The organism is Oceanobacillus saliphilus, assembly GCF_023522835.1.
GTDB classification, from domain to species: Bacteria; Bacillota; Bacilli; order Bacillales; family Amphibacillaceae; genus Oceanobacillus; species Oceanobacillus saliphilus.
In genome coordinates, this window is record NZ_JALCZU010000012.1 from 56,629 (window position 1) to 69,369 (window position 12,741).

Here is a 12,741-nt window from a genome sequence, read left to right on the forward strand (position 1 = left end):
CATACTAGTCGAGAGGTGATGAAAATGTATAAGATACTGACACATAATGATTTGGATGGGGTTGGTTGTGGGATTTTGGCAAAGCTTGCGTTTGGTAAAGAGGTGAGGGTTCGTTACAATTCCATTACCGGCTTAAATCGGGAAGTGGAATGGTTTTTGGAAAATGAAAATAAGGATACAACTTTGTTTGTTACCGATTTATCTGTTAATGAAGAAAATGAAAAGAAACTGGAAGCATTTTACCAGGATGGAGGGAAGGTTCAGTTTCTCGACCATCATAAAACAGCACTTCATTACAATGAATATGAATGGGGTCATGTCGTTGTAGAGGATGATGAGGGGAAATTAACTTCCGCAACCTCGTTATTTTATGAATATCTTTTGGAACATCAAAAGATTGATCCGACGGAGGCAATCGAAGAATTTGTAGAACTAGTCAGGCAGTATGATACATGGGAATGGGAAAAGAACGACAATCAAAAAGCCAGACAGCTTAATGCTCTCTTTTTTCTTGTTTCTATCGAAGAATTTGAAGAAGTAATGCTCGAACGATTACAAAAAAATGATCCTTTCCAGTTTGATGACTTTGAAAAAAAGATACTGGATATGGAAGATGATAAAATGGAGCGCTATATTCGCCGGAAAAGAAGGCAGCTCGTTCAGACAAAAATCGGTGACCATTATGCTGGGATAGTTTATGCGGAGTCCTATCACTCTGAGCTTGGTAATGAACTTGGCAAAGAATACCCGCACCTGGATTATATTGTAATCTTAAATATTGGTGGAAAAAGAGCAGGGTTCCGGACAATCCACGATGATGTGGATGTATCTGACGTTGCCGGCCGTTTTTCCGGTGGCGGACATGCGAAAGCTTCTGGATGCTCATTGACCGATGAAGCATATAAGCTTTTTGTAGCCGATACATTTCATCTGGACCCACTGACAGAAGACGCAAAAAGAAATCGATATAATCTTAAAGAATCCTCATTCGGTTCGATGTATAAAAACAGAGCAGATAAACTTTTTCTGTTATATCCACTGAATGAGGATAAAGATAAGTGGGTAATTGAACAAAATGGAACGAAAATCAATCAGACATTTGAAAGCTTTCAAGAAGCAGAAAAATTCTTAAAAAGAAATTACGAGGCCTGGCTTGTGAGGGATAACATATTCGTGAATTATTTGATGGAAACGTTAGGCAGTATCACTGAAAAAGGTAATTAACAAGCGTGTAAAAGTCACAAAAGACTTCCAACAATTGGAAGTCTTTTAATTTGGAAATAAACACTTATTGGACGTACTCAGTCAGGTTGACATTTGAATAGGCTACAAGGTGAACAATTTTTAGGAGGTTATTATGTTGTCTAATCATGAGAATAATTCTGTAGAACCATTTGCGCATCAAAGTGAATCGGAGTATACGGACCAATCAGACTTTCCGGCTGAAAGGCAATTCCAACAAGCTTATTTTGATCCGGCCTTTTATCCGTATCCAAGACCTAGGCCGAGACCAAGACCGTTCTATCCATTTTTTCCACCTTTTTATTTTCCATTTTATTATTATCCTTATCCATATTTTCCTTATCCGTATTACCCAGGTTATTGATCCGGTGAAGAATCTATCCGTTTTTTCTGTCGTAAGGAAGTGCATGCCTACGCAAATAGTAAACACAGCAAATATAACCCCACCTATGGAATTTTTCATAGGTGGGGATTATTTATAATAAGCGTATGCGGGAGGGGGAGAACGTGGATGATGGCTACAATAGATACCCTCATACAGGAAGATTTTGAAGCGTACAATGAAAAAATAAAACTTTCAGAACTTGAAAAACCCTCTCTAGAATACACAAAACACGATTAACTATTTAAGGAACTTATTCATAACTATTTTGAAGAATTTCTAGAAACTTTTTTCCCAGAGGTTCAGAACAGTATCGATTTCAGTTCTGTCAAGCCATTGTAGGAAGAAGTATTTACAGGAATAAAAACGGATTTGTAATCCTGCATCAGCGCCCCTAGTATTCAAGGGCTGCCTATTGATAGACAGCCCTTTGGAAACTTAGCTATAATCCGTAACTACAAACGTTCCTGTCGTTTTAAAGTTACTCATGTCTTCAAAAATTCCTTCCACCTCGGACAGTTTAATGTTTCGTGTTACCATTTTTCCGGGTTGCAATTTATCCTGTGCCACTTGTTCCAAAAGGGAACTAAATCGATATGCTGGAATTCCAAGAGTGGTGATAAATGATTTTTCATTTAAAACCATATCATCTACAGGGATGGATATAAAACCAGCCTCTTTTTTCGATGTTACGCCAACTTGTAGATGACGGCCGCCTTTTTTCAAACTGTTGATTCCGTTTAGACATGTTTCCGTAATTCCCAGTGCGTCAACGGAAACATCTGCCCCGCCTTTTGTTAGCTCTTTTACTGCTTCTACTGGGTCATTGTTCATACTGTTGATTGTGTAATCTGCCCCAAGTTTTTTTGCGAGTTCAATATTGGAGTCATTGATATCGACGCCAATGACATTTGCCCCCATGGAGGAAGCAATATGAATTGCAGATAGTCCAATACCGCCACAACCATAAACGACAACATTTTCTCCAGGAAGCACATGTACACGATCTACAACACCGTGATAGGCAGTCATGAATCGACAGCCTAGTGCAGCAGCATCTGAGAAACTGAGATTCTCTGGTAAATGAATGGCATTTCTATCTCCTTTTGGTACAGCAACATATTCACCATATCCGCCTTGGTAAGCAGTTCCCGGTACGATGAAGGAATCACAAAGGTGAGTGTTACCGGCAATACAATGTGGACATGTTCCATCACTACCGGAAAAAGGAATAATGACACGATCGCCTCGTTTGAAATTCTTAACGTTATGACCAACTTCTTCAACAACTCCACAGAACTCATGACCAATAATTGGCTGGACAATACCATGGTCTCCTACCCATACATGCCAATCACTTCTGCAAACGCCATTTGCCATTGTTTTAATTAAAATGCCATCATGATCTATTTCAGGTGCTGGAACATCCTTCACTACTGCTTTTTGAACATCTTCTAATACGAGCGCTTTCATAAAATCTCTCCCTGTCTATTTTTATTTGAGTTGGTATGAACGATTCAGGTAACGCTTTCATAATTTAATGGTATAATATTCCCTGAAGTTAGTATATTACCAAAATTGTATAGTTCATCTACCCTAAAAGGAGTTGGTATCATGATAGAAACGTCTACCTTTTTAGAGAAATTAAGTGAAATAGAGAATATAGATTCTCATGAGAAACAAATCATCGCAGTACTTGAGACATACATCGATCTATTTCCTGTACTGGATGCCTCTCTTTGCCGGTACTCTCCAATTGGATACCTGGGGGAAGGGATTATTTCCATGCAACAACATGAAATCAAGTATATTCATGATTTGAGATATGATGTCAGGACGTTGCCTACGATTATGGCAGCTATCAATCAAAAGCAAGCAAAGTTTTATCGAGACCGTGAACTTTTTGAGAAAACGAGCAGTAACTATGTCATTGATTCAAAAATAACTTCTTTTCTCATAACCCCGATTTTGAGTGGGCCATCAGTCATAGGTTTTATTTACAGTGAAAGGTTTGAAAAAGATGTAGAATTTAACGAGGAATTATTAAGTTGCCTAACCGAATTCAGTAAGCAGGTTGGGTTGGTTCTGCAAGCCTCTACTTATAACAAGGATGATAAACTATTGAGTAATCGAGAATTTGAAGTAATGAAGAAAATTTCCTTAGGTCAGACTACAAAAGAAATTGCCTATTCCCTGGGTATCAGTGAACTGACTGTCAAACAGTATGTCAAATTGGCAATAAAAAAGCTGGATGCATCGAATCGTGTTCACGCTGTAGCTGAATTGTTCAGGAAGGGAATATTGTCTTGACTATAAGCGGGTATCGTTTATAATTTGACAAAATTCGGGAAGTGAAAGTAATCTATAATGACAAATACGGTATGATGGATATAATATATACATCTTTTTAGGGGGGGCTTATCAATGAGTATGAAACGAATGAAGTTAGGGACGAGCGATTTAAAAGTTCCTCAAATTGCATTGGGCTGTATGAGTATGAATAAACTTTCTAAACCGGAAGCTGCAAAGGTGATAGAGAATGCACTGGAGCATGGAATTGATTTCTTTGATCATGCAGATATTTATGGTAGCGGAGATTCCGAATCCATTTTCGCTGAAGCTATTGAGATGTCACCGTCTGTTCGTGAAAAGATTACGATCCAGACAAAGACAGGCATTCGTGATGGCTATTATGATTTTTCCAAAGAACATATTTTGAAATCGGCTGATGAAAGCCTCAAGCGTCTCAAGACAGACTACTTGGATGTATTTCTGCTGCATCGGCCGGATGCACTCGTAGAACCGGAAGAAGTAGCGGAAGCCTTTACGACACTATTCGAGAGTGGAAAAGTACGTCATTTCGGTGTGAGCAACCATAATCCGATGCAAATAGAGCTACTGAAAAAGTATTTAAATCAGGAGCTGGTGGTAAACCAACTACAGTTGAGTGTTACAAACACAAATATGATGAGACAAGGACTCTATGTAAATACGCCATTTGATTATGCGTTGAACCGCGATGGGAGTATACTTGATTACAGTCGCTTGAATGATATGACCATTCAGGCTTGGTCACCGTTTCGATACGGTTATTTTGAGGGATTTTTCATCAATCATGAGGACTTTAAAGAACTGAACATCAAGCTTCAGGAAATCGGTGAAAAATACGGTGTAACGAAATCTGCGGTTGCTGTAGCATGGATTCTTCGTCATCCGGCAAAAATCCAAACGATTGTCGGTACGATGACACCTGAAAGACTGACGAACATAGCCAAAGCTTCGACCGTCGAACTGACAAGGGAAGAATGGTACGAAATCTATCGTTCGGCGGGGAATCAAGTGCTGTAAAGTGAAACCCAAAACATGTATCTTTTCAAGGTACATGTTTTTTCATAAAGATTTAATTTTGTCCGATTATTACCGTATACTTGTGATAAAATAAAATTACAGAATAGTAAATCAATGTTTGAACTATAATGCTAAATTGATAAAATAGGGGGGAATAGTATTGGTAACGATAGAAGATTTTATGAAGCTGGATATTCGGATTGGAACGGTGACGAAGGCCGAACCATTTCCCGAGGCGAGGAAACCTGCAATAAAATTAGAGATTGATTTTGGTGAAATGGGCATAAAAAACTCATCCGCGCAAATTACCAAAAGATATGAACCAGTAAAACTTATAGGCCGTCAAGTTGCTGCAGTGGTAAATTTCCCCCCGAGGCGTATTGCAGGGTTTAAATCTGAAGTATTGGTGATTGGGGGAGTTCCGGAAGAAGGGGATGTTGTTCTTTTGAAACCGGATGAACTTGTTGAAAATGGTACAAAAATTCTTTAGGACGTTTGACTATGTTGGCAAGTAAGAAAGTACAAACTTTCTTACTTGCATAAGTGCAACTAGGCATACGCCATGTTTACTAAAAGGGAGTTACAGGTTTTTTTACTCTATTCCTGTTCATCTTCTGGAAGAGCTTTAATCGTCGATGCTAGTTCAGAAATAATGAGTTTGCTTCCGATAATCGGTGATTCCTTTTCCTGATCAGGTTTACTGCCTTGGTGGGCCTCTCTGAAATGGTCACTGTTTCTCCAGGATGTGAAGTTTTCAAGATTTTCCCAGTACATATTAACATTCAGTTCATCGTATTCTTCGATATTTTGTGTCACTAGAACTTCCACTTTATGAAAACCTTCCATTTTCTGAAGTAGACCTGGTTTGGTGAATGCAGGTGCCATTTTTGCTGCCATACCTTTTTTCGTCTTGATTCTATTCGTAACAATAAACATATCAATATCCTCCCTTAGTTGAAGATACTATTAGTATACTGGAATGAGTTTTATAATCCTAGTTATGCACTTCCAATAAAATGCATGTCTTGCCAGTAAGTACCGTCACTTTTTTAGGAAGTCATGGCCAGGAGATATAAAAATAAGCGCATAGGCACCCAAACACCTGTCCTGTGCGCGAAAATGTACTTCCTTTTTGATAAAATAAAAATACTGAAAATTTGCTTAATCAATGTTTATTTTTAGAGAGATAAGTATAGTCGAATAAAGAAAGGCAAATTCTAGAGGAGGGATCCAAATGTATTTAAAGAAAAAGAATATGTTTTATGTTGATTTATCAGAACTGCCCCAGTGGAAAAGTTTTGATGTGGTTACAAATACACCATTCGAGGAGGTTGGAGTGGAGCGGTTGTATGGGGTGGAGGATCATATTCTTGATTACAGGTTAATTGAAATGCTCGACCTTGGCGTAGTAAAAGATCATTATAATGATACGTGCTATATTTATAATCCAACTGCGGGTAATTTCTTTAATGAAACAATGAAGCTTGGAATCTATTACCAGATTACCCATCCAGAATATGATGATAAGGAGTTGGATCGTTGGATATTCGGAAATGAAGATGGCGTCGAATACATACTGAATCTTTTTCCACAAGATGGACCATGCATTTTAAGCCTGTTAAATGATACTTTCAAAAGTAAGAAAGGGAAAGTGCTGAAATTCAGAGCGCGCTCGTGAATGCATGAATCATACATAGAGAATAAGATGTAAGTCTGCCTGGAGGACATCCTCAACTATTTCGAACTAATTCGGGTGGTGCCTGGTGCGCGTGACTACAAGTGCTAGACTTCGTTGGCAATTGCTTCGGTAAGACCTTTTGTCGTTTTCGGTATGACGGATTTGAGGGCTGGTTTAATTGCAGGTGCAAGCAGGCCACCTGGTTTAATGAAAAGATATCCTGTAATTTTCGTGCTGATATCTGTTACTTTTTCGGCTTCAAAATAACCTGAGCCTGTAAACTTTTCATTGATTCCTTTCAGGTCAAAGGTGACTTTGGTCGGCTCCTGCCAGTTTGTGATCGTTACCTTCATGTGCAATGTTCTTTTGATGACACCAATATCACTGACAAATTTCCATGTGGACTGGTTGTCATTTAGTATCCTATGTTCTATATATCCAGGAACCAATGGCGCCCAGTTATTAATATCGCTAACAAAATTCCAGACCGTTTCAATTGGCCGATTCACCAGAATGGTATGTTTTCCACTTGCCATATGATAACCTCCTGTTCGATTCCATCCATTTAATGTTATGAAATATCCACTACTACTATTACCCTCGGGGTTGTTTGTCAAAACCTAAAGGTCGGCGCTACTCCGTTTGCAGAAACTTTTTCTCGTGAAAGGGCAGCATGAGCCGGCATGTATAGAAATAAATAGCCTTTCATGTCTCACATCAGAGAAAATGAAAGGCTATTTTTAGTAAGTAAGAAAGTATAAACTTCCTTACTGCATAAGTGCAACGAAGGCATTCGCCAAGTTTTCTAATGAACTGACTAGAAGTGAGCGGATCACTGCAAGCCCAGATACACGATTATAATTATTATTCGACAAAAACCACGGAGTGACAGGCACCTATCTGAGTTGGATTTTATTCTCTTCAGGGGTTGCGCGTTTTATAAAGAATGCAAGAATCAGTGCTACCACAATAATGAAGGTAGACACGAGGAATGCATCATTGATTCCTCCAAGCATTGCTTCCAGTGCGATTTGCTGCTTCCCCTCAGCTGTCGGCTGTCCGGTCATTGCTTCGGTTAATTTGTTGGCGTACCCCTTTTCACGAGTAGCCATAATAGTAATGATCAAGGCAGTACCGATTGCTCCCGATACTTGATTCAACGTATTGTTCATTGCAGTCCCATGCGGATAATAATCGACCGGCAACTGATTCAATCCATTGGTCTGTACAGGCATCATAACCATGGACATCCCCAACATCCGGATTACATGGATGAACATTAAGTAGTAATAACTCGTTTCAAACGTTAAATTACTAAGCGCAAAGGTCGTTCCCATCATAAGGGTTAACCCCGTGATGGCGAGAATTTTCCCGCCATACTTATCAAACAGTCTTCCGGTTATAGGAGACATGATGGCACTAACGATAGCTCCCGGTAAAAGCATTAATCCAGCTTCCATCGGGGAAACACCAAGAATGGTCTGTACGTAAATCGGCAAGAGCATAAATCCTGAAAACATCGCCATGTTAATAACAATCATGAGAATCGCAGCCAATGAAAACATCGGATAGGAAAACACATCAAAATTAAGCATCGGCTGTTTTAGTTTGCTTTGACGCTGAATAAACAGGACCAGCGAAATTATACCTGCGATAAGTGTCACGTAAACTTGAGGATTGCTCCACCCAAGGGACCCCGCTGAACTGAATCCATACAGCAACCCACCAAAACCAATGCTCGATAAGACGAGAGAAAATCCATCAAAATCGATGTTCACTTTATCTTTCTTATCTTTTAATAAGAAAAAGCCGAGCAGAAGGATGGCAATCGCGATCGGTGCAATAAAGTGGAACAGCATTCTCCAATTATAATGCTCCACAATCCACCCGGAGAGTGTCGGCCCAATTGCTGGTGCGAACATCAGAATCAATCCAAGGACTCCCATTGCAGTACCACGTTTTGCAACAGGGAAACTAACCAGAATAACATTCATTAAAAGTGGCATCATAATCGCTGAACCAGATGCCTGAATCATGCGGCCTGCAAGCAGTACGTTAAACATTGGAGCAAATCCGGCCAGCACCGTCCCTACGGAAAATAGGAGCATTGCTGCCAAAAATAAATGACGAACAGAATATTTTTGTATGAGAAAGGCAGTAGTCGGAATTAAGATACCGTTAACTAACATATAACCTGTACTCAGCCACTGGGCAGTAGCGGTAGTAATGTTTAAATCTGCCATAATGGAAGGCAGTGCAACGTTCAATAAAGTATTATTTAAAAACGAAATAAAGGCACCAATCATCAAAATGGCAATAATACCATACTTTGGACGACTGACGCTGTTTAGTGACTCACTCATCTTTTTTCCTCCAATTGGAATCAGCAAAATTCCGTTTAACCATAAAATATATCATATACCTCGTTGCAATTGTTTTCAATAAAGAAACCTCATTACATAGAGAAATTAATAAGCGTCCCCACATATCCCTCACCGTTAGGAAATACGAAATAAGCGCTCTACACCACGTCCTAAAACGGTTGATTAGTTGACAATACACTTAAAAAATTATTTAAAGTAGACAATTTTATAGCTAAACGTCGCTCCTAAGTGAAATTGTAGAATGAATGTTCTTTTGTCGTTAAGAATGTCTACTAGATGCAGATAAGCTTTACAGGAGGGTTTCAGATAAACGTTTACAAAAAAGATAGGATCTATGTTTGATGAAGCAGCGTTAATACGTGGAGTGGACATCGAAGTTATGAGGGAAGGTACTTTAGATTATTGCCCGATGAAAAATAATATACTGGGTGGTAGTATGGAAAAACAAAAGAAACAGAATATATATTCTGTTCCTTTTGTCGTTTAACAGTCTTCGGTATTATAATGGTGCAATGGTGGTGGAATTAACCAGCCTTTTTCCTTGTTCAGTCGAAGAACTTTTGCACCAAGAGCAGCTTTTTGCATATGAAATTGTCCATACATCATAGCGATGTCTTCTCGGACGGATTGACCTATGATCTGACTACATAAAACTAAACCTGCAGCAATATTTGCAGACAAAGCAGCTGATATCTCCGGGTCTTGAAAACGAGCTCCTGTTGGAATGTCCTCTAATCGAGCTTTCGCGCGTTCAGGAGGTGTTGGAGGTAATCCAATACCATTATCTTTTAATAAAGTTTCAATTTGTTTTATTTCTTCTTGTGCGCCTTGAATCGCTTCTTCAAGTAACTTTTGCAGGTCCACGTCACCAGTATGGTTTAGTTTGGTTTGGTAACCTGCAACCATTCCTTTAGCTGCTAAAAGAAATGACCAATTTGCAAAAACTTCACCATAGTGCATCGGTTCATTTTTTGGATTCCCGCTTAATATTCCCATAAAAACACTCCTTATTGCGTTTTTGAAATTCATAAATATTTTCCTCCTTGCAGAGGGTAAACATACGTACAGTTTGTGCAAGGAATAGGATTTTATTCACTTTATAAACAGTGTTCGTTTGCGCTACTTTAATTGGCCAGGGTTAATAGTAAAGAAAATCTAACCATATTACTGTATAAGTGCACAGGGTCCATCTTATATGATGGGGGATGCAAAAGATCCTTTTCACGAATTAATTTAGGCAAGTCCCCGAACGCTCAAGGAACAAAATTAAGCGCTCCATTCGACGTCTGGGAACGATTACTATCCTCGTGCAAATGAGTTAAAAAATAATTAGGGCACCTGTTACGCATAACAATGCAAAAATAAACCAACCTATAATGAACCAACTATAGGGAGGTAATATGTATGTCACAATCGTTAAGAGATATTATGACGTCGCAAGTTATGACAGTTAATGAAACCCAATCTGTTCAAGAGGCTGCTGCCATTATGAGTCAGTATAATATTGGGGCTGTACCAGTTGTAAATAATAGTGGACATATGGTTGGCATTATAACTGACCGGGACATTACTTTACGTACAACTGCGCAAGGTCAAAACGCGCAAACACAAGTTTCTCAAGTCATGACAGCACAACAAATGGTCCAAGGTACACCAGATATGGATGTACACGAGGCGGCACAGTTAATGGCTGAGCAGCAAATCCGTCGACTGCCTGTTGTAGAGAACAATCAGATCGTTGGAATGGTAGCATTGGGAGACCTCGCTGTGCAAAATCAATATGCAAATGAGGCTGAGCAGGCGCTTTCAAGTATTTCAACACCTTCTGCGCCTCAGTCGTAGAACATAGCTCAACTTATCTAAAAGCAGTAATCTTCTAATATATTTTCATTCAAGTGTCTGCCCTATTGTTTTTACACTTAAAACAATAGGGCAGACACTTTTTTCTCATGTATAATATTTCCCATTTACGTAGGAAAAGAAATAGTATATGCAAGCTGGCAAGGTATTAGATATATGAAGAAGTAGCCGTTATCTACCAAAGCGATGAACGTAATTATTTATCTAAAATTATTAGATAGCAATGAACTTCATAAGCGTGATGAACGTCATTATCGGCCTGGAATTAGATAGCAATGAACTTAATAAGCATGATGAACGTCATTTCCGACCTGAAATTAGAAAGCAATGAACGTCATTTCCGACCTGGAATTAGAAAGCAATGAACTTCATAAGCGGTATGAACATCATTTCCCAGCTGAAATTAGATAGCAATGAACTTCATAAGCGTGATGAACATCATTTCCGACTTGAAATTAGATAGCAATGAACTTCATAAGCATGATGAACGTCATTTCCGACCTGAAATTAGAAAGCAATGAACTTCATAAGCGTGATGAACGTCATTTTCTACCTGGAATTAGAGAAAAATGAACTTCATAAGCAGTATGAACATCATTTCCCGCCTGGAATTAGAGAGCAATGAACATCATTTTCGTCCTTTTTCTTAGTGAAAAATGAAAACAGTTCTTTTTAGAAAACTTGGTATAAAAAGCCTTTGGGTGAATGTCTTACTTTCCCAGAAATAACCAAACACCTGTCCTGAACGCTACATTGTATAACCTTCCTGTTAGACTTGGAGATAGATAAGCAGCAACGATAAAATGTGTTTTCAGCCGAACTAAAATTAATGCAGCAGAGGGTCAATTCGTTCTTAGATGGGATGAGGTGAATAGGAAGCAAAAGGATAAGTTTTTTTATTGACTAGTGAACAATTTTGACGGCAAGGAGCTGAACCGACTAATATTCGGTGATTATCCTTGTTCGGGTGGAGTCTTAGTGATGTCACGGCTAAAGGATATGGATAAGAAAAAAGGGAAGGCCATGTAGTTCCTTCTGCGTAAAAATTAAATTTTTCTAGGAGGTTATGGATCTATGTTTAAAAAATTGTCTCTGGAACGCACTGAATGCTATGGAACATGTCCGATATATCAAGTGGAAGTTACTCCGGATGGAATGGTTTACTGGAATGGGGAAGGTCACGTTTCTTTCATGGGGGAAACGACTTTTCGGATTTCAGAAAAAAAAGTACAGCAATTGGCGGCACTTCTGGAAAGTTTTAATTATCGGGTTTTTACTTATAAAGAGGGAGGCCCGTTTATAACGGATCAGCCACATTGCATCACAAGGGTTGAATATGAAGATGGCTTTGTAAAAGAGGTCGATCACTATTTGGGGAATAAGGATCAGAAGGAAACGCACTTAACAGATTCACTTACGAGTCTTGAAAAATTTGAGAAGCGGGTGGAACGTATTATTGGAACGAAACGCTATGTAGAACAAACCTTATATATTTATCATATTCGCTCAGATCATGCTGCTTATATTGTAGTTGCACCAAACCAAAAAGAGGCAGTAAATATGACGGAAGCAGACGAACATTGCAAAGTAATCAAAATAGGGAAAGAGACAACAGGGTCATTATTTCCCTATGTCGTGATGAAAAGCGACAAAAGTTATGACACGGTAGAGTAATTCAACCTATTTTCATGTAAATTAAATACAATCCTGGATGAGGAGCATCAAGTTATTTCAAATGGTGTTGTTGATCCCTCAGTGGATGAGATACCTTTCCTGTCCCTTTCTAAGACTAAAGTTCTAGGTGAAATCAGTCCAAAGGGTAGTGTCTGAAAAGTTAAAATAGTATA

Annotated in this window: 14 protein-coding genes; 9 read left to right on the forward strand and 5 right to left on the reverse strand. The window is 38.9% G+C overall.

Features of this window, described 5'->3' with window-relative positions:
• Positions 1–24 precede the first annotated feature (24 nt).
• Entirely contained in the window at positions 25–1,224 is a 1,200-nt protein-coding gene (locus MN204_RS17380) for a DHH family phosphoesterase (RefSeq protein ID WP_249872358.1), read from the forward strand.
• A 133-nt stretch (positions 1,225–1,357) separates the two neighbouring features.
• Positions 1,358–1,606: a hypothetical protein gene (locus MN204_RS17385; protein WP_249872359.1), complete on the forward strand. Its 249-nt coding sequence runs from the start codon at positions 1,358–1,360 to the stop codon at positions 1,604–1,606.
• A 456-nt stretch (positions 1,607–2,062) separates the two neighbouring features.
• On the opposite strand, the gene MN204_RS17390 is transcribed toward MN204_RS17385, so the two are convergent.
• A complete protein-coding gene (locus tag MN204_RS17390; RefSeq protein WP_249872360.1) occupies positions 2,063–3,097 on the reverse strand; it encodes a zinc-binding dehydrogenase in 1,035 nt (344 codons plus the stop codon).
• A gap of 141 nt (positions 3,098–3,238) precedes the next feature.
• Between MN204_RS17390 and MN204_RS17395 the strand changes: the two genes are divergently transcribed.
• The 3 genes from MN204_RS17395 (at position 3,239) to csaA (ending at position 5,462) form a co-directional block, all read left to right on the forward strand.
• The gene (locus tag MN204_RS17395; RefSeq protein ID WP_249872361.1) at positions 3,239–3,934 is read left to right on the forward strand and encodes a response regulator transcription factor; all 696 of its coding nucleotides are present in this window, start codon (positions 3,239–3,241) and stop codon (positions 3,932–3,934) included.
• A 120-nt stretch (positions 3,935–4,054) separates the two neighbouring features.
• Complete coding sequence (locus MN204_RS17400; protein ID WP_249872414.1) at positions 4,055–4,972, forward strand: aldo/keto reductase; 918 nt, start codon at positions 4,055–4,057, stop codon at positions 4,970–4,972.
• 160 nt (positions 4,973–5,132) lie between these two features.
• Complete coding sequence (csaA, locus tag MN204_RS17405) at positions 5,133–5,462, forward strand: chaperone CsaA (protein WP_249872362.1); 330 nt, start codon at positions 5,133–5,135, stop codon at positions 5,460–5,462.
• 107 nt (positions 5,463–5,569) lie between these two features.
• On the opposite strand, the gene MN204_RS17410 is transcribed toward csaA, so the two are convergent.
• Positions 5,570–5,908 carry a heme oxygenase gene (locus tag MN204_RS17410; protein WP_249872363.1) on the reverse strand — a complete coding sequence of 113 codons (339 nt, stop codon included), beginning with the start codon at positions 5,906–5,908 and terminating at the stop codon, positions 5,570–5,572.
• Positions 5,909–6,206: 298 nt separating this feature from the next.
• Between MN204_RS17410 and MN204_RS17415 the strand changes: the two genes are divergently transcribed.
• Entirely contained in the window at positions 6,207–6,650 is a 444-nt protein-coding gene (locus MN204_RS17415) for a hypothetical protein (protein ID WP_249872364.1), read from the forward strand.
• 104 nt (positions 6,651–6,754) lie between these two features.
• Here MN204_RS17415 and MN204_RS17420 read toward each other — a convergent pair whose 3' ends face one another.
• Together MN204_RS17420 and MN204_RS17425 are read right to left on the reverse strand one after the other, a co-directional pair.
• Positions 6,755–7,186, reverse strand: a complete 432-nt coding sequence (locus MN204_RS17420) for an SRPBCC family protein (RefSeq protein WP_249872365.1) — start codon at positions 7,184–7,186, stop codon at positions 6,755–6,757.
• A 360-nt stretch (positions 7,187–7,546) separates the two neighbouring features.
• Entirely contained in the window at positions 7,547–9,013 is a 1,467-nt protein-coding gene (locus tag MN204_RS17425) for a DHA2 family efflux MFS transporter permease subunit (protein ID WP_249872366.1), read from the reverse strand.
• Between the two features lie 355 nt (positions 9,014–9,368).
• Between MN204_RS17425 and MN204_RS17430 the strand changes: the two genes are divergently transcribed.
• Positions 9,369–9,521: a hypothetical protein gene (locus tag MN204_RS17430; protein ID WP_249872367.1), complete on the forward strand. Its 153-nt coding sequence runs from the start codon at positions 9,369–9,371 to the stop codon at positions 9,519–9,521.
• On the opposite strand, the gene MN204_RS17435 is transcribed toward MN204_RS17430, so the two are convergent.
• The gene (locus tag MN204_RS17435; protein ID WP_249872415.1) at positions 9,518–10,030 is read right to left on the reverse strand and encodes a DUF3231 family protein; all 513 of its coding nucleotides are present in this window, start codon (positions 10,028–10,030) and stop codon (positions 9,518–9,520) included. The two genes, MN204_RS17430 and MN204_RS17435, sit on opposite strands and share 4 nt — an antisense overlap.
• Before the next feature lie 408 nt (positions 10,031–10,438).
• Between MN204_RS17435 and MN204_RS17440 the strand changes: the two genes are divergently transcribed.
• A complete protein-coding gene (locus tag MN204_RS17440) occupies positions 10,439–10,876 on the forward strand; it encodes a CBS domain-containing protein (protein WP_249872368.1) in 438 nt (145 codons plus the stop codon).
• Between the two features lie 1,092 nt (positions 10,877–11,968).
• Positions 11,969–12,568, forward strand: a complete 600-nt coding sequence (locus MN204_RS17445; protein ID WP_249872369.1) for a DUF6438 domain-containing protein — start codon at positions 11,969–11,971, stop codon at positions 12,566–12,568.
• Positions 12,569–12,741 lie beyond the last annotated feature (173 nt).

What these genes read in the sequence shown, in the direction of transcription:
- MN204_RS17380 (WP_249872358.1), top strand. Translation starts at nt 25, where the DNA reads ATGTATAAGATACTGACACATAATGATTTGGATGGGGTTGGTTGTGGG.
- MN204_RS17385 (WP_249872359.1), top strand. Translation starts at nt 1,358, where the DNA reads ATGTTGTCTAATCATGAGAATAATTCTGTAGAACCATTTGCGCATCAA.
- MN204_RS17390 (WP_249872360.1), bottom strand. Translation starts at nt 3,097, where the DNA reads ATGAAAGCGCTCGTATTAGAAGATGTTCAAAAAGCAGTAGTGAAGGAT.
- MN204_RS17395 (WP_249872361.1), top strand. Translation starts at nt 3,239, where the DNA reads ATGATAGAAACGTCTACCTTTTTAGAGAAATTAAGTGAAATAGAGAAT.
- MN204_RS17400 (WP_249872414.1), top strand. Translation starts at nt 4,055, where the DNA reads ATGAAACGAATGAAGTTAGGGACGAGCGATTTAAAAGTTCCTCAAATT.
- MN204_RS17410 (WP_249872363.1), bottom strand. Translation starts at nt 5,908, where the DNA reads ATGTTTATTGTTACGAATAGAATCAAGACGAAAAAAGGTATGGCAGCA.
- MN204_RS17415 (WP_249872364.1), top strand. Translation starts at nt 6,207, where the DNA reads ATGTATTTAAAGAAAAAGAATATGTTTTATGTTGATTTATCAGAACTG.
- MN204_RS17420 (WP_249872365.1), bottom strand. Translation starts at nt 7,186, where the DNA reads ATGGCAAGTGGAAAACATACCATTCTGGTGAATCGGCCAATTGAAACG.
- MN204_RS17425 (WP_249872366.1), bottom strand. Translation starts at nt 9,013, where the DNA reads ATGAGTGAGTCACTAAACAGCGTCAGTCGTCCAAAGTATGGTATTATT.
- MN204_RS17430 (WP_249872367.1), top strand. Translation starts at nt 9,369, where the DNA reads ATGTTTGATGAAGCAGCGTTAATACGTGGAGTGGACATCGAAGTTATG.
- MN204_RS17435 (WP_249872415.1), bottom strand. Translation starts at nt 10,030, where the DNA reads ATGGGAATATTAAGCGGGAATCCAAAAAATGAACCGATGCACTATGGT.
- MN204_RS17440 (WP_249872368.1), top strand. Translation starts at nt 10,439, where the DNA reads ATGTCACAATCGTTAAGAGATATTATGACGTCGCAAGTTATGACAGTT.
- MN204_RS17445 (WP_249872369.1), top strand. Translation starts at nt 11,969, where the DNA reads ATGTTTAAAAAATTGTCTCTGGAACGCACTGAATGCTATGGAACATGT.